The following is a 20,017-nucleotide window of genomic DNA, read 5'->3' on the forward strand; positions in this document are numbered from 1 at the left end:
TGGAATACGAAGAGCAAGCAAAACTAGCCTAACTTAGTGTCTACCGAACCGGCAGCAGCTCACTTCGGGACATGGGTTACGCTGTCATCAGGAGCGCGTCGGACTCGGAGATGTTCAGTTAGGTGGGGTCTAACCTTTCATGGCGGACGGGTGGACCTTCTTGCCGCCGCTTTTGAACGGGAAAATATGTTTGACGTTCAAAAGCGCAAAATGAGCAGGGCTTGCGGCTGCCAAGTGCTGGCTCTCTGCGTCGCTAGTTTGCGGGCGTAACGACAGTGCCCTTGCTTTTGCTAGGAGCGTCCTCTGAGCTCCAGAGCACCGGATTGTAATAAATCGGGAAGTTGGCTTCGGTGTCCTTACCTTCCTCATAACGGTAATTGCCGCGATACCCGACCGAGACCAGTTCACTGTCCTTGGGAACTAGGAAGAGAACACAACCCTCGTGACTTGCGCCTTCCGTCAATGTCGATGGAGCGGGGTTTAGACAAGCCGTGAATGGCTCGCTACCGCCCATGGTCGTTGAGGGCATAAGTTCGGACCTATCCGCATCCAGGCCCACAAAGCCTGCAACCTGATAACCGCCAAGGTCATCGTCGCCTTCATTGGTATAGCTGAAGCGTACGTAATAGGGCGTTGCGTCGTTAAGCTCAGCCGGAACATCGAAATTGGAAAGATCGGCGATATTGCCAGCTTCGATATCGGTGACGGTCAACGTGATCGGAACTTCAGGACCATTGGGCAGAAGAAAAGGCACAGTGGCCTCATCGCCCACACTCAACGTGCTCCCCGCAGCCACAAACTGTTGAGCCTGTACCGCGCTGGCAGAGATGAGCGCGAAAATGGATAGAGTGGGCAAAATCCTGAACATGGCAGAACCCTCACGATTGAAACGTCTGAGTTTGCGCTGGTCGAAGCGCGATGAAGCGGCCGGAAATGAACGTCCACCACAAGTAGGGCTAGAAGCCAAATGTGCTGAGTTTACGGCCACGCGACGACAACTCCGATGGCCATAATGGGCCGCATTGTGTCTTGGTGCTGAAGTTGTGGGCCATAGCGAGAAGCGCTCGAGCTAAAACGACGCAAGAGTTGTTACGCGCGTTCATCGCGAATGCCTGGATGATCAGTTGCATCCAGAGAGGCGGGTCTAGCGTGCTGAGCGGCTGGCGAGCTTGGAACCCAGCAACTCGCCCTGTTCGCTCAGGATCGAGTAGGCAACGCTACATAGCAGCGAGTTAATGTGCCGCAGCGAGCGTAGTGTTTGAAGGTGCAGTTCGCTGGTTTCAAAACTGTTGGGATCGCCGGTCCGCAACCGCGCAAAATGCCGACTGACGCTGTTGCGCTCCAGAATGCCCACTTCGTCCTTTTCCGCAACAAGGTGGCGTGCAGATTCAATATCTTCGGAAACAAGCACGTTGAGAGCCAGTTGCAGATTGCCGAGCACGCGTGTGTGGAGGTCCAGCAGCTCCTCCCAGCCCTGCGCCGAAAAGGTCAGGTGACGGTCGTTGAGCTGGTCGGCCACCCGCAGAAGCTGGCGCGAAATGATGTCGCCGGCCTGTTCGAGGCTGATGGCAAAGGTGCTGAGATCTGACGCGCGGCTCGTCTGACCCTCGTCCATATTGTCCCAGTCGAGTTGGGAGAGAAAAAGCTTAATCTCGGCATTGGCGCGATCGACCTCAGGCTCCAGCGCCTTGACCCGCCGGATCGCAGCCTTGTCGCCCCCCTTGAGGATTTCCATCGTGGGCTGCAGCATCACCTCCACCAGCTCGCTCATGCGCAGGAGTTCACGGGTAGCGCTCGCAAGATCGGCATCGACATTGCCGTGGCTTGATGCCGTCAACGCGGGTCGGCGCAGGCGCGCGAGATCTGTTGACTCTTCACTCGCCCCTGCTTGCACAAAACGGTCGAGAAGTCGTGAGGCTGGCCCCACCATCGGCAGGCCGAGGATCATGACGAGGAGATTGAAGCCGCTATGAAAGAGACTCGCCTGCAGCCCAACATCCCCCGGCAGGCCAATCGAACGCACCTGGAAGATTTCGATGATGGCCAGCGCCATGACCGCAGCGCCACCGCGAAACAACAGCGCGCCAATCGCAATCCGGCGCGCCCGCACGTCGGCGCCGCGCGTCATCCCGAGCGCTATCAGCGTGCCGCCGAGATTGGCGCCGAGAACCAGTGCCGCGGCCACCTCGAACGGGATGACGCCTGAAGCGCCAAAGGTGATGATGACGAGCACGCTCGCCACTGACGAATAGGAAAACCAGGTCACGAGCGCGGCGATGATAAATCCCGTCCAAGGGTCTCCCCGCAGATAGTCGATCCCCATCAGCAACACGTCGCTCTCACGCCATGGCGCGGTCGCCTCGGATACCATTTCGAGCGACAGGAGCACAAAGGCAATGCCGAGGATCATGCGGCCCAACTGCTTCATCTGCCGGTCATTGGCGCGCAGGAACAGCGCACCGCCCACAATGATCAAAGGCGCGGTCAGCAGAGTCAGGTCGAAGGAGAGGACTGAGGCCACCAACGCCGACCCAAAATAGGCGCCCAGCATCAGCGCCAGCCCCGTACTGCCGGCGAGCAGACCGCCCGAAGCAAAGCTCGATGCCAGCGCTGCCACCGCCGTCGAACTCTGGAGCGCAACGGCCATGCCGACGCCGACCGTAGCAGCAGAAAAGGCGCTGCGCTCGGCATGGGCAAGTGTACGTTTGAGCTGTGCCGAGTAAGCACGCTCCACAGCAGTCCGCACCATGCGCACGGCCCAAAGGAGGAGCACGATGGCTGCCACGAGATGAACGATAATGAAGTACATCAGGCCTCCTCTTTACCGCAAAGCCGCCGAACAATAATCATGGACACAGGGCGGGGGGCGACGCAACCGAACTTTGCACGCGTGTGCAATACTGTCCGCACTTTTGCGTTTTGTGAGCGAGAAGATCGATGATCGAAATAGGCGAGAACGTGCTGCACAAATGTGCAGCACAAAGCGATCCTAGACGTCGACCGCGGTGCCGTCCTGCGCTGCAGACGCCTTGATGGCATCCCAGAGCTTGGCAAACCGCAGGCCGTTGGCTACCGTCGAGGGATTGTCGAGCCGCCCTTCGCGCACCGCCATGAATGTCTGGATCGGCGTATCCCGCACCTCGCCTTCCTCGCGTATATCGGCGATCTCGCGCCACTTGCCCCAGGCATCAACCCGCACGATGGCTTTAGAATAGAAGAACGTGATCGCTGAGGCGCAGCCCGGCGGGCCTTCACCAGCCGCATTGAAAGTCACGAGCGCGCCATTTGCCAACCGCGCCGCCACGGCCGTTGCCAGATCGACGCGCAGTCCGCGATTGTTTGCAAAGGCCGAAAGCCGGACGAATTCGCTGTCGGCCAGCACGCAGACCGTATTCATCATATGCGCGCCGGTATCGAACATGAAGCCGCCGCCCGAGATTGCCGGGTCCTGCTTCCACTGCCCGGCATAATTGTCCTTCCAGCCCTCCCAGATCGAGGCATTGACGCTGACCAGTTCCCCGAATTCGCCGCGCCGCGCCCGGTCGCGCGTATCGTGGATCAGCGGGGACAACCCGCCCTGGAAGGCGATGACCACGGTCCGTCCCGTGCGCTTTTCCGCCTCAGCCAGCTTGAGCGCCTCGTCCTGCGTCGTCACCATCGGCTTTTCGAGCAGCAGGTCATAGCCCGCCTCGACCACCGCCAGCGCATTGGCGCCATGGAACACGTGCGGGGTAGACACATAGACCGCGTCCATCTTGCCCTGCATTGTCGCCAGCATCGCATCGGCGTCGGCAAAGCCCTCGGGCCGCGCCGCGCCGGCCGCTTCGCAAACGCCCGCAAAGCGCTCGAGCGAGCCCGTGCTCACCTCCGCCGCCGCGACGATCTGCACCTCAGGCATAGCTGCCCAGCCGCGCGCATAATCGGCCGCCTTGAGACCGGCGCCGATCACGCCAAGACGCAAAACCATAAGCACTCTCCTCGCTTACGCCGGCACCAGCGTCTCATTTGACGCGACCGGCCGCAGATGCAGTTCATCGGAACGGATGCAGGCGTCAAGATGCCCACCCGCTCCCTTGAGTTCGGGCCGGACCTGCCGACAGGCCTCGAGCGCATAGGGGCAGCGATCGGCAAAAGCGCAGCCCTCGATCCGACCCGCCACATCGGGCACATGGCCACCAAGGCGTATGCGCCCGCCCGCCGCCTCCCCGCGCCCCGGAATGGCCGCCAGAAGAGCCTCGGTATAGGGGTGCTGCGGATTGCGAAAAATCTCTTCGGTCGATCCCAGTTCGACGATCCGCCCGGCATACATTACCGCCACCCGATCGCTGATATTGGCGATAACGCCGAGATCATGGCTGACAAAGAGATAGGTCAAACCCATCTCGGCCTGCAGCGCCTTCATCATATTGATGATCTGGGTCTGCACCGACACATCGAGCGCCGACACCGCTTCATCGGCAATCACTAGACGCGGGTCCGATGCCAGCGCGCGGGCAATGGCGATGCGCTGCCGCTGGCCGCCCGAAAATGCATGCGGATAGCGCTGCGCATAATCGGGGCTCAGCCCAACCTTGGCGAGCAGCGCCTGAACCCGTGCCTCGATCTCGGCGTCGCTAAGCTGGCCTTCGACCTGCAGCACTTCGCCAATGATATTGCGCACCCGCATGCGCGGATTGAGCGATCCTGTCGGATCCTGGAAGATCATGCGGATATCGGTGCGCAGGCGCCGTGCCTCCGCACCGCGCGCCGCCAGAAGATCGACTGCCGGCCTGTCGTCTTCGGCAAAGCGCATGGACCCGCTATCGGCCCGGTGGAGTCCGACAATGGTCTGACCCAAAGTCGATTTCCCGCAGCCGCTCTCGCCCACGAGCCCCAGCGTCTCGCCGGGAAAAATATCGAGCGAAACCGCGTCAACCGCCCGCACTGCCCCGGTCTGCCGCTGGAAAAAGCCCGAACGGATGGGAAAGTGTTTCTTGATATCGCGCACGCTGAGAAGTGGCGCAGCACTTTCCTCACGCACCCTCGGCGCGGCAGCCGCCGTTGCCGCCACAGGCCGATCCACGCGATCGAACTTGTGCGCCTGCGGCCCATAGGCATGGCAGGCAACCATATGATCTTGCCCCAGCTCGGTTTCGAGCACCTGCACATGCCCACACATATCGGCCCGCGCCCAATCGCAGCGCGGATGAAACGGACAGCCCGCAGGCCGCAATGCCGGCGGCGGCACCATGCCGCGAATAGCCTGCAGCGGCGCCTTGAAATCCCCGTCGAGCCGCGGCATCGAAGCAAGCAGCCCACGCGTATAAGGATGCTTGGGATGCTCCAGCACCTCGCGCACTGGCCCACGCTCGACGATCTTGCCCAGATACATGACCGCCACTTCGTCGGCGATCTCCGCAACGACGCCAAGATCGTGGGTGATGAACAATACGCCCATGCCCGTGTCGCGCTGAAGCCGCGCCAAAAGGTCGAGAATATTGGCCTGCGTCGTCACATCGAGCGCCGTTGTCGGCTCGTCGGCAATGAGTAGCCGCGGCTTGTTGATCAACGCCATGGCGATCATCGCCCTCTGCCGCTGACCACCCGAAAGCTGGAACGTATAGCTGTCATAGCGCCGCGCAGGATCCGGCATGCCGACCTCTTCGAGCATGCGAATGCCCTCGGCTCGCGCGGCCTTCTCGCCGACCTTACGGTGCAGCATCAGCGCTTCGCTGATCTGGTTGCCGATCGTATAGAGCGGGGACAGGAAGCTCATCGGCTCCTGGTGAATCATGGCGATATCGCCGCCTCGCACATGCCGCATTACCGGGCTTGTCGGCTTGGTCTTGGCGATATCGAGCACCGAGCCATCGGGCTGCCGCAGGTTGATCGACCCGCCAGACACGCGCCCAGGATGATCGATCACCTGCAGGATAGCCTTGGCCGTCACCGATTTGCCGCAACCGCTTTCGCCGACAAGGCACAGCGTCTTGCCCGGCGCGATATCGAGGTCGAGCCCGTTGACCACATCGATCGCCCCGGCAAAGGTGACGCGGAGATCGCGAATTTCAATGAGATTGTCCATGCGCCTCAGTCCGAATAGGGGTCGGCCGCATCGCGCAGCCCATCGCCGAGGAAATTGAGCGCCAGCACCGCCACCACCACCGCTGCGCCCGGCAGCAGCAGCCATGGCGCCGACGCAATCGTGCGCACGTTCTGCGCCTCCTGTAGCAAGACGCCCCAGGAGACGATCGGCGTCCTCAGGCCAATGCCAAGATAGGAGAGCGCCGTTTCCGCCAGGATCATGCCGGGAATGGCCAACGACACCGTCGCGATGATGTGGCTCAGGAAGCTGGGCAGCATATGCCGGAAAATAATCCGTACGGGCCCGCACCCATCGAGCCGTGCGGCCTTAACAAAATCCTCGTTGCGCATGGCGAGGAACCGCCCGCGCACCACACGCGCCAAGCTGGTCCATCCGAGCACCGAGAGAATGATGGTGATGAGAAAATAGACCTGCAGCGGCGGCACGCTTGCCGGAATGGCCGCCGCCAAGCCGATCCAAAGCGGGATCGCCGGCACCGATTGTATGAACTCGATCAGCCGCTGAATAACATTGTCGGTCACCCCGCCAAAGAGCCCGGATATCCCGCCGATCAGGATGCCGAAGACGAGGCTCAGCGCCACCCCGATCAGCCCGATGGTCATCGATATCCGCGTGCCATAGATCGTGCGGCTCAGAATATCCCGCCCCAGCCGATCCGCCCCAAAAAGGAAGAATGGCTGCCCTTCGATGACCGGGCCAAAGAGATGCCGATTGGTCTGAATGAAGCCGAAGAGGTTGTAGCTCTCGCCCTCGACGAAAAGCGCGAGATCGATCGGCTGGCTCTCATCCTCGACAAATGTCCGCCGTCCCGAATTATAATCGATCTCGGATTTATAGGCGTTCACATGGGGCCTGAATTGCCAGCCTCCGCCGTCGTCCCGCCCTAGATGCAGCGTCTGCGGCGGCGCATAGCTATAGGCCGGATTATAGGCTTCGAGCGTCACCGGCGCCAAAAACTCGGGGATCGCAGCGACCACATAGGCAAGGATCACAACGACTCCGCCCGCAACGCCCAGCCTGTGTCGCAGAAATTTCTGCCAGACCAGCGCCCAATGCCCATCAAAGCCGCGCCCTCGCTGATGGGTTTTGGCGACGGGCGCGACCTGGCCAGTGGTTTCGTCAAACGTGCTCATGCCGGCCTCCTAGCCCTGCTGATACCGAATGCGCGGATCGAGCCAGGCCAGCAGCAAATCGCTCAGCAGCGTCCCGATCACCACGAGCACCGACAGCATCAGGATAAAGCTTGAGGCCATGTACATGTCCTGCGTCCTCAGCGCGTCGAGCAGCAGCGGCCCCGTCGTCTGCAGCCCCATGACGATGGCGACGATGGTGCCGCCTGAGACGATGTCGACGAAAACATCGTTCTGGCCGGACACGAACGGATTGAGCGCGTGCCGGACCGGATATTTCATCAAAAGCGAAAACTCGCCCTTCCCCTTGGCCCGCGCCGCAGTCACATAGGGCTTGTGCAGCTCATCGAGCAGGTTGGCGCGGATCACCCGAATGACGCTCGCCGTGCCCGCTGTTCCCAACACGATCATGGGCAGCCAGAGATGGCCCAGGAGATCGAGCACCCGCTCCCAACTCCACGGCGCCTCGACATATTGCGGCGAGAACAGCCCACCGACATTCACGCCAAACCAGGCAAAGGCGATATACATTGCCGCCAGCGCCAGGAGAAAATTGGGAATGGCCAGGCCGAGAAAGCCGAGGAATGTCGCGAGATAATCGCCGGCCGAATAGCGCTTCACCGCCGAGAAAATCCCGATCGGAATGGCGACAACCCAGATGAAAAGGAGGCTCGCAACTGACAGGACGATCGTCAGCCCGAGCCGCGGCCAGATGACGTCTTTCACCGGCAGATTGAACGAAAACGAATAGCCAAAATCGCCGCGCAGCACGACGCCGCTGATCCAGTTCCAGTATTGAACCATCAATGGCAGATCGAGCCCATAGGCCTTGCGCATGGCCTCCTGCTCTGCCATCGGCATTACATCGCCAGCCGCCGCCGACATCTCGGCGAGCCGCGTGACATAGTCGCCGGGCGGAATGGCGATGACGAGAAACGAAATCAACGACACCGCGATCAGCGCCGGGATCGCATAGATGATCCGGCGTATCATGAACGAACCCATCGCGGTCTCCTTTCAGTGCCACGCCCATAGCCCGACGCGCGTAGCGCTCTGGGCGTTCTTCCCGGCAATAGCTCCACTGGAGCTATTGCTACCGGTGATCACGGTTCGAGGCTTTGCTGTGCAAAGCATGAGGACTACTCGTGCCACCGCGCCCCAGTAGCCCTCATGGTGAGGCGGGAGCGTAGCGACCCTCGAACCACGAGGGCGTGGCACTGCAATTGAACATCGGACAGCCGCAGTCTCCCGCGGCTATCCCGCTTGCAGGGAGTGAACTTACTTGAAGAAGAACGTCGCAAAATTCGCCGGTGCCGGACCCGGATAGAGCCAACCTTCGATCACCTCAGCCGGCACATTGTGCAGGTTGTTTTTGACCGAGCGGTAGTACCCCGCCGGGTTGGCGATGCCGATGGTCAGAAACTCTTCGGCGAGGAGATCGGTGAATTCCTGCATCAGCGCCGTCTGTTCCTCTCCGATCGTCGTCGGGATCAACGACCGCAGTTCATAAAGGCGCTGCACATTGGCCGGCGGCTCGACGACACTGACACCCTCAGCCAGTTCTGCGTCAGGGTTGAGGCGTTTCATGTCCCAGGCGGCCCAACCCGACCAATTGCCGAGCGACCAATAGCCGTAGTCGTTCATGAACCGGCTGAGATTGAGAAGCGGCAACTGACCGCAGCCATTCTCGCCCACCCATACGGCCGCATCGGCCTCGGGCTTGGCCCGCGCATTTCCGAAGAGTTCATCGGAGTGATAGTTGACCGTCACATCGAGCCCGGCCTGTTTCCAGGTTCGCTCGATCAACTGGAATGCATCGACCGTGTCCGGCTTGAAGTCGGCATTGATCTCGACCGAGAACTTGAACGGTTTTCCATCCGGCCCGACGCGCACGCCGCTGGCGTCCTTGGGGATGATTTTGTCGAGATGCTCCTGCGCCTTGGCGAGATCGAATTCGGTGAATTCCTTGGCGAGCTTTTCGTTGTAGAACGGCGAATTCGGCAGTGGTGCGGGCTGGAATGGCTCCCCCTGCCCCAGATAGATCGTGTCGATGATTTCCTGCCGGTTGATGGCGAGCGATACGCCGGCGCGGAAATCCTTCGAGCCAAACACCTGCGCCTTGACCGGATCGGGATGGGTCACGGAGAACCCGAGAACAGCCGTGTTGTAGTCGCAGCTTGAAGCGGGCACGAGCCGATAGTCGCCGGCCTGCTGATTGTCGAAAAACACGGCCCGGTTCTGCGGCGTCGACACGTTGCGCGGCGACATGGTGATCTGGCCCTGGATCGACTGCAGCAGCGTGACCTCCGGATCAGCCGCCACCGCCCAAACGCGTTCGTCTATATAGGGCAATTGCTGGCAGGACGGATCGACCGCAAAATAATAGGGATTGCGGACGTATGTGACACGCTCCTTGCCGAGCAGCGTATCGGTCCCGATCCAGGCATGGATAGAGGGGCGCTTGGGGTCATTGAACTGGGCCGGATCATTATAGGAGCCGACATTGCCCTTCCACCACGCCGCATAATCGGTCGCCCCAGCCGCTGCCATCTTCTCGGCCACACCATCGGGGTTCAGGTCGATATCGAACTGCTCCATATAGTGCTTTGGAAACTGCACGGCGCGCTGGCCATAAGGCCCGGCCATATTCTGGAGAAAGAGCCCGTTCGGTTCTTCATAGGCAAAGGTGACCGTATAATCGTCGACCTTGGTCACGGTTGGCACAGCGCCATTGTTCTTGAGCTCGGCCCGCGGTCCGCCGGTCATCACCTTCGGATTGTTCTCGACGCGGTCCCACCAGAAGAGGATGTCGTCAGCGGTAAACGGCTGCCCGTCAGACCACTTCATCCCCTCGCGCAGATGGAAGGTATAGCTTCGCGCGTCTTCCGAAACATCCCAGCTCTTGGCGATCCCCGGTACGACTTCGGAGCCATCGACACTCCAACGCACCAGAGGTTCGTAGCCGAACTGGCGCATATCGGCGATATTGCCGCCGCCCCAGCTATCGATGAACTGCCCGCCATAGACACCGACTTCCTCGGCCGGCTGGATCACCAGCGGCTCGGCCGGCAGGCGCTCGGCCACGGGCGGCAAGGTGCCGGCATCGACCATAGCCTTGAGCTGCGGCGCTTCGGTAAACCCGCTGGCGCAAACTGCCGCCGCTTGTTCCTGCGCCGCCACAGGCAGCACCATCGCGCCGGGCATAGTTGCCACCCCGAGCAGCAGCGACGCTGCCATCAGCCGGGTCACGCCATAACGAACCATCTGCATTTGCTTCCCTCCCACGAAATGAACACTTCGCATCCTCCGAGGTCCGGCCGGTGGGTTTGGAGCCGGAAGCCTCACCTTCCTGAGGGTGCTTTTGCCCCTCGTCACTAGTTCCCACCTCTATCGGTTTAGTGACGCTATCTTGTAAACGTTTTCAATACAAGCTAGGAAAATCGACATGGTTCAACGCGGTGCAAAATGCTATCGCAAAGGGCCTTAAGCTGCGCTCGATGCTAACGGAATGCTAACCAAGTGGTCACCATCAAGGACGTTGCAAAGCTCGCGGGCGTGTCGATCGCGACTGTCTCACGCGTCCTCAATGGCTATGCCCATGTGCGGCCGGAAGTGCGCGAGGCGGTCAATAAAGCCATCGACAGCCTCGGCTATCGCCGCAATGGCCTCGCCAGCTCCTTCCGCACCCAACAATCCAACATCGTCGGCGTTCTGCTGCGTCAGCAGCGCACACCCTTCTCGAGCGCCCTCGCCTATGCCATCGAAACCACCATGTTCGACCAGGGCTATCGCGTGCTGCTCTGCTCGACCAATGGCGACGCCGATCGCGAAGAGGCCTATCTCGAGACCATGCTCGACATGCGTGTCCAAGGCGTCATCATCCGGCCATCCGGCACGAACGCCCGCACGGTAAAACAGGTCAAACTCCTGCAGGAGCGCGGCATTTCCGTCGCCTTTGTCGACATGAAGCCAAAGATTCCCGCCATCAGCTCGGTGGTCTGCGACAATTTTTCGGGCGGCTATCAAGGCATGCGCCACTTGATCGAGCTCGGCCATCGCAAGATCGGCATCGTCGCCGGCAGTGTCGCCCAACGCGGCGGCAGCCAGGATGTCGGCAGCGAGCGCGTCCGCGGCATTCGCCAGGCCGCACAAGATCTTGCAACCGATGTGGAGATCATCTTCTCGCCGCCCTTTGAAAGCGCCAGCTTCGATGTTGGCCGCGAAACCGGCGCCGCCATGATCACCGGCAATCCCGGTATGACGGCCATTTTCGGCACCACAGATATGCTAGCCATCGGCGTTATGCACGCCGCCCATAGTCTCGGATTAGACCTGCCCCGCGACCTCTCGATCCTCGGCTATGATGGCGTTCTAGAATCTGCCGTCACCTTCCCAACGCTCTCGACCATCGCCCAGCCGATCCACGAAATGGGTCAGATCGCCGCTATGACGCTGATCGACCATATGACCAGCGCCAGCAAGTCGCCGCGCCAGGTGGTCCTCGAAAACACCCTCATCGCCCGCGCCTCGACCATCCCGCTCGCTTAATAATCCTCGTGACGTCCGCACGCGCTATAATCGACGAGCTCCACGCCAAATTTCGGCGAAACGGAAAATCTCGGGAGAAATGCGCCATCGCAAAAATATCCGTCTCACCATCTTGCCGCATAAGTTTGAAAACGATTACAAGATTGGAAACTGCTTTTTAGCGCGGGAGGAAGTTTTATGTCACCATCCAATAAGGTCGCCACCAGCGCATATCTCGAGCTCGCTCGCCACCTCGCGCCCAACATCCGATTTGGCGATAACGAGCCTTTTCTCCCAAGCCGCATCGGTGTCACGGTCTTTACCGAGCCCAGCCCCTCACCCTCAGCGAGCCACGCGATCACCCTCGGCTCAGGCATCGCCAAGGTCATCGAATATGCCATCTGGTGGGACTGGGATATTCAGCACCTCTATGAGCTCGAACATATCTGGCTCCACCTTGACGCCGAAAATAGCGTGGTCGCCGTCGAAGCCAGCGCCCATGGCGGCGTGTACTCGATGGCTCTCCCCGACGGTACCCTCCCCCTCGAAGAGGGCCGCGTCACGTTGTTTTCCGCTCCGGGCAAGCACGCCTTCACCGCCACAGCCGACGCCCAGCGCGCCGTCGCCGCAGACATCACCCTCGCCTGCCGGGACCTCGCTGGCAGCGGCGCCATTCTCATCAACGATATGTTCGGTGAGGCACTCCACGGCTTCACCGCCGAAGACCACCGCGCCGTGAAGCGCCACCTGCAGTCCCGCGCCTTCCTGCCGTCTTTTCAGTTCCACCAGCGCGTTGATCTATCCACGGTCGATTTCACCTCCTGGACCGAACTCGTTGCCTGGATTCCGGGCCGCGTAAAAGCCGTGCTCGCTGATGTGCGCGCCCAGCAACCCCTTCTCAAAGCGGTGTTTTTGGATAGCGGCGACACCCTCGTCAATGAAGCGACCGAAGTTTTCGACGCCAAAGGCTATGTCATTGAAGCTGGACTTATCCCCGGCGCCCTGGAGATGATCGACGCCCTCACCCGCGAAGGCTATCGCCTGGCCCTCGTCGCCGACGGCCGCGTCCGCAGCTTTGCCACCATCCTCGGTGGCCACGGCATCGAACCGCACTTCCACACCCAGGTCATTTCCGAAGCCGAAGGCTGCGAAAAGCCCGATCGCCGCATGTTTGAAAAAGCTATGCACTCCTTAGGCTTAGGACCGGACGACGCGGACGCAATCGTCATGGTCGGCAATCATCTCGAGCGCGACATTGGCGGCGCCAACAAACTTGGCATCATTAGCATCTGGCAGAGCTGGTCCAAGAAGCGCAGCCACATCCCCGAATTCGCCCACGAAGTGCCGCGCTACACCATTCGCACTCCCGGCGAACTCCCTGCTTTGCTTGAAGAAATCGAATTGGCCATGGCCCGCGCGAGCCAAAATCCGGCGCTGCCTCTCCCTGACATTAAACTGCGTCAGACTGCCTAAAACCTAGCGGACCGCTCAGCCATGACCCTCAAATTCATCGTCCTCAGCGACCTTCACGTCATGCCGGAGGGCGAGCTTTCGGTGACGCTCGACACCGGCGCAAGGCTTGCGCAAGCCGTCCAAACCATCGCCGCCCGCTACCACACTGTCGATTTCTGCGTCTTTGCCGGGGACCTCACCGATCTTGGTCAACCCGCCGCCTATGAGCGCCTCAAGTCACTGATCGACCGGATAGAAATCCCGGTCCATCTGACTCTCGGCAATCATGACGATCGCGAGACTTTTGTCTCTGTTTTCGGCGAGGAATACCTCGCCGAAACCGGCAAGATCGACAAAGCCCTCGACGCCAAAGGCTATCGCATCATTCTCCTCGATTCCTCCGAGCCCGGACGCGTCGACGGCGTGCTCACCGAGGTTCAGATCGCCTGGCTAAAGGCCCGACTTGTCGAGGCATCGGACCGCCCGGTCATCGTGATCCTCCATCACAATGCCAATGCGCTCCAGATCAACTCCGATGACATTCGCATCCTCGACGCTGAACCCTTCATCGCCGCGCTCAAGACCCATCCCGACATTCGCCAGGTCATCGCTGGCCATGTCCACTTGACCTCGACCGCCCTCTGGCGCGGCATCCCCTTCACCACCCTTGCCGGTGGCCACTATTACTGCACGGTGGACCAGGACCACGTTCCCATGCGCCGCCTTGCCGGGCCGGCACAAATGGCCTTCGTTATCGGCGAAGAGGACCAGACGACGGTGCATTTCGACAGCTATATAGACGGCAATTCCGAAATCGTCTGATCGAGAAAATCTATACCAAGCGCACGACCTGCCCGCGGGGAGCGCCACGGATCATCACATGGCAAAGAGTGGCTGATCATTTGGCGGACATGGGCCTCAACGACCTGGCGTGGAAGCTCAATCCAGCTTAGAGCTGAAATCTGAACAGCAGCTCAAGATAACTCCAAGTCGATTGGCGAAGCCGGATCGAAATCGGCCACTTCGAGACGCGATAGCTAAGGCAACCGGCGTTATCGGACATTTCCCCTTGTCAGGATGGGCGTTCACACCTAGCACGATTATGTCCGTCAGGACCGGCGCCTTGCCGTATCTCTGGGACGGCGCCAAGAGGGCAGACGATCTTCGTTTCTACCAGCTTTTCAGCATGAGAACGGCATCGTCCCTCGAGGATTAATGATGCCGTCTCGGCCCTGCGATTCCTGTTCGAGGTACAGCTCAAGCGCCCTCATTTGTCCCAGACCCTGGTGATCACCCGCCAGCAGCGCCAATTGCCGGACCTGCTCAGCATCGCGGAGGCAGGCAGGCTGCGTCAGGCCGTACCCGGCATCGGATACTGGGCTGCCCTCGGGATCGACTATGGCGCCGGGCTGCGCGTCCCCTGAGGCGGCGCACCACCAGCTCGATGATATTGACAGCGCCCGCAGACTGATACCGATCGAACAGGGCCAGGGCTCACGAGGATCGCAGCGCCATGCTCTGGCCTCATCTGCACGGCGCTGCTGGGACTATGCTGGCGCGATGCCAAACAGCGGGGGGGGGCATGCGACCCTATTGCTGGCCATTGGCCGGGCGCTCCCCGACCGACCCGATCTCGTTACGGCAACAGGCTCTATCCGACTTGGAAGTTAGAGCCTCCCACAGTCCCAGCGCCATTCAATGAGCGCTTGCTGCCGCCCGTGTCATCGCGAGCCAAAGCGCGGGGGCCTAACGTCAAAATTCTGGGTATTTGAACAGGGCCGAAGTTTTGCTCCCCTGCCCCAACTTTTGTGGGTGACATATCGCAGGGGGGTCATACCATGCTGCTTGAGAACGCCAACAAATAGGAGGAAGCCATCAGTTAAGCCGGGGAGCAGGCTATGCAGCGTGCGAACGTGCTGGCGCGCCGGTCTTTTTATATGGACGTAGCTATAGCGGAAAGGATCACCCGCGACCTGCCTAATGGGTCTGGGCAGCGTATAGAGGTCACGAGCGGCAAAGATGTCGTGCTTGAGAAGTGCACGCCTTGTTCAAGAAGCGACCAAGGGTTTCGGTCTTCCGCATGCGGTCGCTTTGGCTGTGAGCCGGAGAGACGACCACAAGGTGATCTTGGAGTAGTACACGGTCGCAGATGCGACCCGCGGCTTAAGCTTGGATAAGATTACCTGTACGCGGATTGCGAATTGTAACCCATGGCCTCCGCGATCATCCTGCCTATAGGGAGCGAAGAGGTTGCTGCCGGTGAGGGGGCATTGAGCACATGAAAGGTCCGCGCCGTACGGGCGAACTGGAAGTCGTCTACCAGTTGGCCTTGCGCATTAATGGCCTGGGCGCGGATACCGGAAGAGTATCTTTCAAGGTCTGCAAGCACCAGCGACGGGCAGTATTTTTTGACCGCGGTCAGGTAGTGCTGCTTGGAGAGGGATAGGGCCAGCTCCCGCGCGCCGGAGCGCAGGTTGGACCGGGCGAAGCGCCAGAAACCGCCGTAGCTGAGCGTATCATGTACATCAGCCCGATCGAGACTGTGCCGGTCATATCCTTCGCGCGACAGGGCAAGGACAGCGTTGGGCCCAACGCTGATCTCGCCATTGATATGCCGGGTGAGGTGCACGCCGAGGAATGGAAGTTTCGGATCGGGAACGGGATAGATCAGGTGCGTCACGAGGCTAGATCGACTTTTGGGCAAGGTGTAATATTCTCCCTTGAACGGCACGATACGACTGTCGGGCGCGAGGCCGACCAAGCGGGCAAGCCGATCCGACTGCAGCCCAGCACAGGCAACGAGCCTGTCTGAGATAACCGTACCGCCGTTTGCTAGGTCTATGCTGATGGCATCTGGTCGCTCGACGATGCCCGTCACCTCAACGCCAAAGCGAGCCTCGGCGCCCAGCCTGATCAGCAAGGCGAGCATGGCCTGACAGACGGCACGATAGTCGGTTATGGCGGTCGAGCCCACATGAAGGGCGCCAAGGCCGGTGATGTCCGGCTCTAGCTGTCTCAACTCGTGGTGATTGAGCCGTTCAACAGCGATGCCATTGTCGGCCGCGCGCTGGGAGATGGCCAGCATCCGCTCGAATTCGAGTTGGGATGTGGCAACGATGAGTTTTCCGATCGTCTCCAGTGGAACGCCATGGTCGGCGCAAAACTGCTTCATCTCGGCGCAGCCTTGCCGACAAAGTCGCGCCTTGAGGCTATCGGGATGATAATAGACGCCCGAATGCACGACGCCACTATTATGCCCGGTCTGATGCGCGGCGACGGTCTTTTCCTTTTCAAGGATCAGGAGGCGCAGGCGCGGTTGCCGCTGCAAAAGGCTCATCGCCGTGGCTAGCCCAACAATGCCCGCCCCGATGATGCAACAGTCATAGGTCACGGCGGAGGCCCGGAGTCATCTATGCCTCATGAGCGGCAGGATCATTTCCCGTGCGAGGCGCTGGGCGACAGCAGTGGCACTTTCCTGCCAGGAGGGCATGGGCCATTTGAAGCTGCGCTCGAAAAAGGCACTTGTGAGCTGGCTATTGACCGGGCGCGGGGCGGGCATCGGATACTCGGCGGCGGTAATTTCCTCGACTTCGGCCCAAGGCCCGCCCACGGCGCGGCTGGCGGCCAGCACATGGTTGGCAAGGCCCGCCCAGCTGGTGCCGCCACGATTGGCCAGGTGATAGGTGCCATAGTTGGCAACGCTCAGCCGGCCGGCGGCGTGAAGTATGGCATCGGCCACATCGAGCATGGAGGTGGGCGAGCCGAAACGATCGGCGACGACGCGCAGGCGATGCCGTGTGGCGGCGAGATCGAGCATGGAGCGGACAAAGTTGCGGCCATAGGGGCTATGGGCCCAGGCGGTGCGCAGGATCACGCTCCGGCCATTGGCGGCGCTGACCGCCAGTTCGCCAGAATATTTTGAAAGCCCATAAGCGCTGAGCGGAGAGGCGGCGTCGCGTTCATCATAGGGCGAGCCCTTGTCGCCGGAAAACACGTAGTCGCTCGACATATGGATAATCGACGCGCCCACCTGCTCGGCGGCGGCCGCCAGGTGACCCGCACCATCGGCATTGACGGTAAAGGCAAGGTGAGGCTTGTTTTCTGCCTGATCGACGGCGGTATAGGCCGCAGCGGAAACGACGACATCGGGCCTGATGCGGTCGAGATAGCGTAAAAGCGATTGTGGTTCGAGGAGGTCAAATTCGGGCCTGCCGAGCGTGATCAGTTCAATATCGCCATGAAAGATGGCGCGTTCGACGAGGCATTGGGCGAGCTGCCCGGTCCTGCCGCTGACAACAATTTTCATGAGGCAACGGCCTTTCCCAGGCGTTCGATCGAATGGCCGGATTGGCGCAGGGGGCGCCACCAGGCGGCATGAGCGAGATACCAGTCGACGGTTTTGGAGAGGCCTGACTGCAGCGTTTCTTCCGGCCTCCATCCGAGCTCGCGCCCGACCTTATCGATATCCATGGCATAGCGCCGGTCGTGGCCAGGCCGGTCGGAAACGAAGTGAATGAGATCAGCATAGCGTCCCCCATTGCGCCGGGGCTCTTTCTGGTCGAGCAGCATGCAAAGCTGATGCACGAGATCGAGATTGCTGCATTCAGCCTCGCCGCCGATATTGTAGCTCTCTCCTACAGTGCCGCTCTGGCTGACCGTCACCAGGGCGCGGGCGTGATCCTCGACATAGAGCCAGTCGCGCACATTGGCCCCCGCGCCATAAACCGGCAGCTGCCGCTCATCGAGCGCGTTAAGGATCATCAGGGGCACGAGTTTTTCGGGAAAATGGTAAGGCCCGTAATTATTCGAGCAATTGGAGAGGACCACAGGCAGACCATAGGTCCGGTGCCAGGCGCGCACCAGATGGTCGGAGGCGGCCTTTGATGCCGAATAGGGCGAGGATGGCGCATAGGGCGTCGTCTCGGTGAAGCGGCTATCGTCAAAGGGCAAGTCGCCAAACACTTCATCGGTCGACACATGATGAAACCGGAAACCGTCGCGGTCCCCTGAAGAAAGGCTCCGCCAGTAGGCCAGCGCCGCTTGGAGGAGTGAATATGTCCCCATGACATTGGTGACCATGAAGGCACTGGGCGCATCGATCGAGCGATCGACATGGGTTTCGGCGGCTAGATGCATGATGTGGTCGATCTGGTGGTACACAAGCAATTTGCCGACCAGGGCCTCGTCGCCGATATCGCCGCGGACGAAAACAAAGCGCGGCGTTTGTCGGACGGGATCAAGGGCTGCAAGACCTCCGGCATAGGTCAGCTTGTCGAGGACGACGATGGTATTGTCGGGGTTTCGGGCCATGTGCCGGCAAACCGCAGAGCCGATGAAGCCGGCGCCGCCGGTGACGAGTATCTTCATGCGACGTTCTCTCTCATGGCGGGCAGATCAGCGGCGTCGAGCGTAGGCGCCAGCCGGTCTTTTTCAGACAGCAGCATGTCATCGGCCTTGATCGGCCACGCGATGGCGAGCTGGGGATCGTCGAAACGGATCGACCGTTCGTGTTCGCAACTATAGGGATTGGAAACCTTATAGATAACCTCGGTATCGGGCTGCGTGGTCACAAAGCCATGGGCGTAGCCGGCAGGAACGAAAAGCTGGTTCCAGCGCGTGGCGGAAAGCTCGGCCGACACCCATTGGCCGAATGTTTGCGAATCTGGATTGATATCGACTGCGACATCAAAGATCGCACCTCGCACTACGCGAACGAGCTTGTCCTGGGCAAAGGGCGGAAGCTGATAGTGAAGACCGCGCATCACGCCGCGCAGACGCGATATCGAGTGGTTGTCCTGGATGAAATCGACGATCACCCCATGGCGCGCCAGGTCGGCGGCATTCCAGACTTCGCTGAAAAGACCACGGTCATCACTGTGCTGCGTCGGCACGATCTCGAGCACGCCTGGGAGTGACAGGCGCCGGACGGAAAGACTCATTGGGCCAACTCCCCGATGCGCCGCTTGAGATATTTGGCATAGCGCGTACTGCCGAGCAGTCCCGCCCGCGCCATGGCCCGGTCGGCATCGAGCCAGCCGAGTTCAAGTCCGATTTCTTCAAGACACGCGATCTGCATGCCCTGCCGCTGTTCAACCGTGCGCACGAAAGACCCTGCATCATGAAGGCTTTCATGCGTACCCGTATCGAGCCAGGCATAGCCGCGGCCGAGCCGCGCCACATGCAGAAGCCCGCGGGTAAGATAGCTATTGTTGATGGCCGTTATCTCGAGCTCGCCGCGCGCCGAGGGGCCGTTTGCGGCGGCGATATCGACCACGTCATTGGGGTAGAAATAAAGCCCGGTGACGGCCCAGTCCGATTGGGGGAACTCGGGCTTTTCGACGATGTGCACCGCTTTGTTGGTGCATGGGTCGAAGGTGACGACGCCGTAGCGCTGAGGGTCTTCAACCTGATAGGCAAAGACCGTCGCCCCGTCCTCGCGCTCGGCGGCGGTGCGGCTGAGCTCGGTCAGGCCATCGCCGAAATAGAGATTGTCCCCAAGGATCATGGCGACCCTGTCGTCGCCGATGAAATCGCGGCCGATGATGAAGGCCTCTGCCAGCCCCTTGGGTTCGGGCTGCACGGCATAGCTCAGGGCAAGCCCGAACTCGGCGCCGTCGCCTAGGAGATATTGGAAGACCGGTAAGTCGCGTGGGGTCGAGATGATCAGGATCTCGCGAATGCCCGCCCGCATCAGCGTGCTCAGCGGGTAATAAACCATGGGCTTGTCGTAGACCGGCAATATCTGTTTGGAGACTGCCAGTGTCAGGGGGTAGAGCCGCGTGCCGCTGCCGCCTGCCAGAATAATGCCTTTCAATGCCGCCTC

General features: G+C 60.6%; 16 protein-coding genes. 4 read left to right on the forward strand and 12 right to left on the reverse strand.

The genetic code is table 11. The features are described 5' to 3' along the window. Positions 1 to 253 precede the first annotated feature (253 nt). From ASE94_RS08455 to ASE94_RS08485, 7 genes are all read right to left on the reverse strand, one after another. A complete protein-coding gene (locus ASE94_RS08455; RefSeq protein WP_156352068.1) occupies positions 254 to 868 on the reverse strand; it encodes a hypothetical protein in 615 nt (204 codons plus the stop codon). Positions 869 to 1,144: 276 nt separating this feature from the next. Beyond that, positions 1,145 to 2,809 carry a Na/Pi cotransporter family protein gene (locus tag ASE94_RS08460; protein ID WP_062630044.1) on the reverse strand — a complete coding sequence of 555 codons (1,665 nt, stop codon included), beginning with the start codon at positions 2,807 to 2,809 and terminating at the stop codon, positions 1,145 to 1,147. Positions 2,810 to 2,989: 180 nt separating this feature from the next. Beyond that, positions 2,990 to 3,973 (reverse strand): Gfo/Idh/MocA family oxidoreductase, encoded by a 984-nt coding sequence (locus ASE94_RS08465; protein ID WP_156352069.1) that lies wholly within the window; start codon positions 3,971 to 3,973, stop codon positions 2,990 to 2,992. Between the two features lie 9 nt (positions 3,974 to 3,982). Next, a complete protein-coding gene (locus ASE94_RS21140) occupies positions 3,983 to 6,064 on the reverse strand; it encodes an ABC transporter ATP-binding protein (RefSeq protein WP_082461099.1) in 2,082 nt (693 codons plus the stop codon). A 5-nt stretch (positions 6,065 to 6,069) separates the two neighbouring features. Continuing rightward, on the reverse strand, positions 6,070 to 7,218 hold the full coding sequence (locus ASE94_RS08475) for an ABC transporter permease (protein WP_082461101.1): 1,149 nt from the start codon (positions 7,216 to 7,218) through the stop codon (positions 6,070 to 6,072). Positions 7,219 to 7,227: 9 nt separating this feature from the next. Beyond that, positions 7,228 to 8,220, reverse strand: coding sequence for an ABC transporter permease (locus ASE94_RS08480; RefSeq protein ID WP_062630046.1), 993 nt, complete (start codon positions 8,218 to 8,220; stop codon positions 7,228 to 7,230). A 273-nt stretch (positions 8,221 to 8,493) separates the two neighbouring features. After that, entirely contained in the window at positions 8,494 to 10,485 is a 1,992-nt protein-coding gene (locus ASE94_RS08485) for an ABC transporter substrate-binding protein (RefSeq protein WP_200913628.1), read from the reverse strand. A gap of 249 nt (positions 10,486 to 10,734) precedes the next feature. On the opposite strand from ASE94_RS08485, the gene ASE94_RS08490 reads away from it, so the two are divergent. From ASE94_RS08490 to ASE94_RS20945, 4 genes are all read left to right on the forward strand, one after another. Next, on the forward strand, positions 10,735 to 11,763 hold the full coding sequence (locus tag ASE94_RS08490) for a LacI family DNA-binding transcriptional regulator (RefSeq protein ID WP_062630047.1): 1,029 nt from the start codon (positions 10,735 to 10,737) through the stop codon (positions 11,761 to 11,763). Between the two features lie 177 nt (positions 11,764 to 11,940). Next, entirely contained in the window at positions 11,941 to 13,215 is a 1,275-nt protein-coding gene (locus tag ASE94_RS08495) for an HAD family hydrolase (RefSeq protein WP_062630048.1), read from the forward strand. Between the two features lie 21 nt (positions 13,216 to 13,236). After that, on the forward strand, positions 13,237 to 14,016 hold the full coding sequence (locus ASE94_RS08500; protein WP_062630049.1) for a metallophosphoesterase: 780 nt from the start codon (positions 13,237 to 13,239) through the stop codon (positions 14,014 to 14,016). A gap of 449 nt (positions 14,017 to 14,465) precedes the next feature. Beyond that, positions 14,466 to 14,618: a hypothetical protein gene (locus ASE94_RS20945; RefSeq protein WP_156352070.1), complete on the forward strand. Its 153-nt coding sequence runs from the start codon at positions 14,466 to 14,468 to the stop codon at positions 14,616 to 14,618. A gap of 755 nt (positions 14,619 to 15,373) precedes the next feature. Here the strand turns inward: ASE94_RS20945 and lhgO are convergent. From lhgO to rfbA, 5 genes are read right to left on the reverse strand one after another with little or no spacing between them, the layout of a single operon-like run. Continuing rightward, the gene (gene lhgO, locus ASE94_RS08505) at positions 15,374 to 16,585 is read right to left on the reverse strand and encodes an L-2-hydroxyglutarate oxidase (protein ID WP_062630050.1); all 1,212 of its coding nucleotides are present in this window, start codon (positions 16,583 to 16,585) and stop codon (positions 15,374 to 15,376) included. Between the two features lie 15 nt (positions 16,586 to 16,600). Then, complete coding sequence (gene rfbD / locus ASE94_RS08510) at positions 16,601 to 17,500, reverse strand: dTDP-4-dehydrorhamnose reductase (RefSeq protein ID WP_062630051.1); 900 nt, start codon at positions 17,498 to 17,500, stop codon at positions 16,601 to 16,603. Then, on the reverse strand, positions 17,497 to 18,561 hold the full coding sequence (rfbB, locus tag ASE94_RS08515; RefSeq protein ID WP_062630052.1) for a dTDP-glucose 4,6-dehydratase: 1,065 nt from the start codon (positions 18,559 to 18,561) through the stop codon (positions 17,497 to 17,499). Before rfbB ends, rfbD begins: the two co-directional genes overlap by 4 nt. Continuing rightward, positions 18,558 to 19,133: a dTDP-4-dehydrorhamnose 3,5-epimerase gene (gene rfbC, locus ASE94_RS08520; RefSeq protein WP_062630053.1), complete on the reverse strand. Its 576-nt coding sequence runs from the start codon at positions 19,131 to 19,133 to the stop codon at positions 18,558 to 18,560. Before rfbC ends, rfbB begins: the two co-directional genes overlap by 4 nt. After that, positions 19,130 to 20,008, reverse strand: a complete 879-nt coding sequence (rfbA, locus tag ASE94_RS08525; RefSeq protein ID WP_062630054.1) for a glucose-1-phosphate thymidylyltransferase RfbA — start codon at positions 20,006 to 20,008, stop codon at positions 19,130 to 19,132. The genes rfbC and rfbA overlap by 4 nt, the downstream gene beginning before the upstream one ends. Between the last annotated feature and the right edge of the window lie 9 nt (positions 20,009 to 20,017).

The organism is Devosia sp. Leaf64 (assembly GCF_001421945.1).
Classification (GTDB): Bacteria; Pseudomonadota; Alphaproteobacteria; order Rhizobiales; family Devosiaceae; genus Devosia.

What these genes read in the sequence shown, in the direction of transcription:
- ASE94_RS08455 (WP_156352068.1), bottom strand. Translation starts at nt 868, where the DNA reads ATGTTCAGGATTTTGCCCACTCTATCCATTTTCGCGCTCATCTCTGCC.
- ASE94_RS08460 (WP_062630044.1), bottom strand. Translation starts at nt 2,809, where the DNA reads ATGTACTTCATTATCGTTCATCTCGTGGCAGCCATCGTGCTCCTCCTT.
- ASE94_RS21140 (WP_082461099.1), bottom strand. Translation starts at nt 6,064, where the DNA reads ATGGACAATCTCATTGAAATTCGCGATCTCCGCGTCACCTTTGCCGGG.
- ASE94_RS08475 (WP_082461101.1), bottom strand. Translation starts at nt 7,218, where the DNA reads ATGAGCACGTTTGACGAAACCACTGGCCAGGTCGCGCCCGTCGCCAAA.
- ASE94_RS08480 (WP_062630046.1), bottom strand. Translation starts at nt 8,220, where the DNA reads ATGGGTTCGTTCATGATACGCCGGATCATCTATGCGATCCCGGCGCTG.
- ASE94_RS08485 (WP_200913628.1), bottom strand. Translation starts at nt 10,485, where the DNA reads ATGCAGATGGTTCGTTATGGCGTGACCCGGCTGATGGCAGCGTCGCTG.
- ASE94_RS08495 (WP_062630048.1), top strand. Translation starts at nt 11,941, where the DNA reads ATGTCACCATCCAATAAGGTCGCCACCAGCGCATATCTCGAGCTCGCT.
- ASE94_RS08500 (WP_062630049.1), top strand. Translation starts at nt 13,237, where the DNA reads ATGACCCTCAAATTCATCGTCCTCAGCGACCTTCACGTCATGCCGGAG.
- rfbD (WP_062630051.1), bottom strand. Translation starts at nt 17,500, where the DNA reads ATGAAAATTGTTGTCAGCGGCAGGACCGGGCAGCTCGCCCAATGCCTC.
- rfbB (WP_062630052.1), bottom strand. Translation starts at nt 18,561, where the DNA reads ATGAAGATACTCGTCACCGGCGGCGCCGGCTTCATCGGCTCTGCGGTT.
- rfbC (WP_062630053.1), bottom strand. Translation starts at nt 19,133, where the DNA reads ATGAGTCTTTCCGTCCGGCGCCTGTCACTCCCAGGCGTGCTCGAGATC.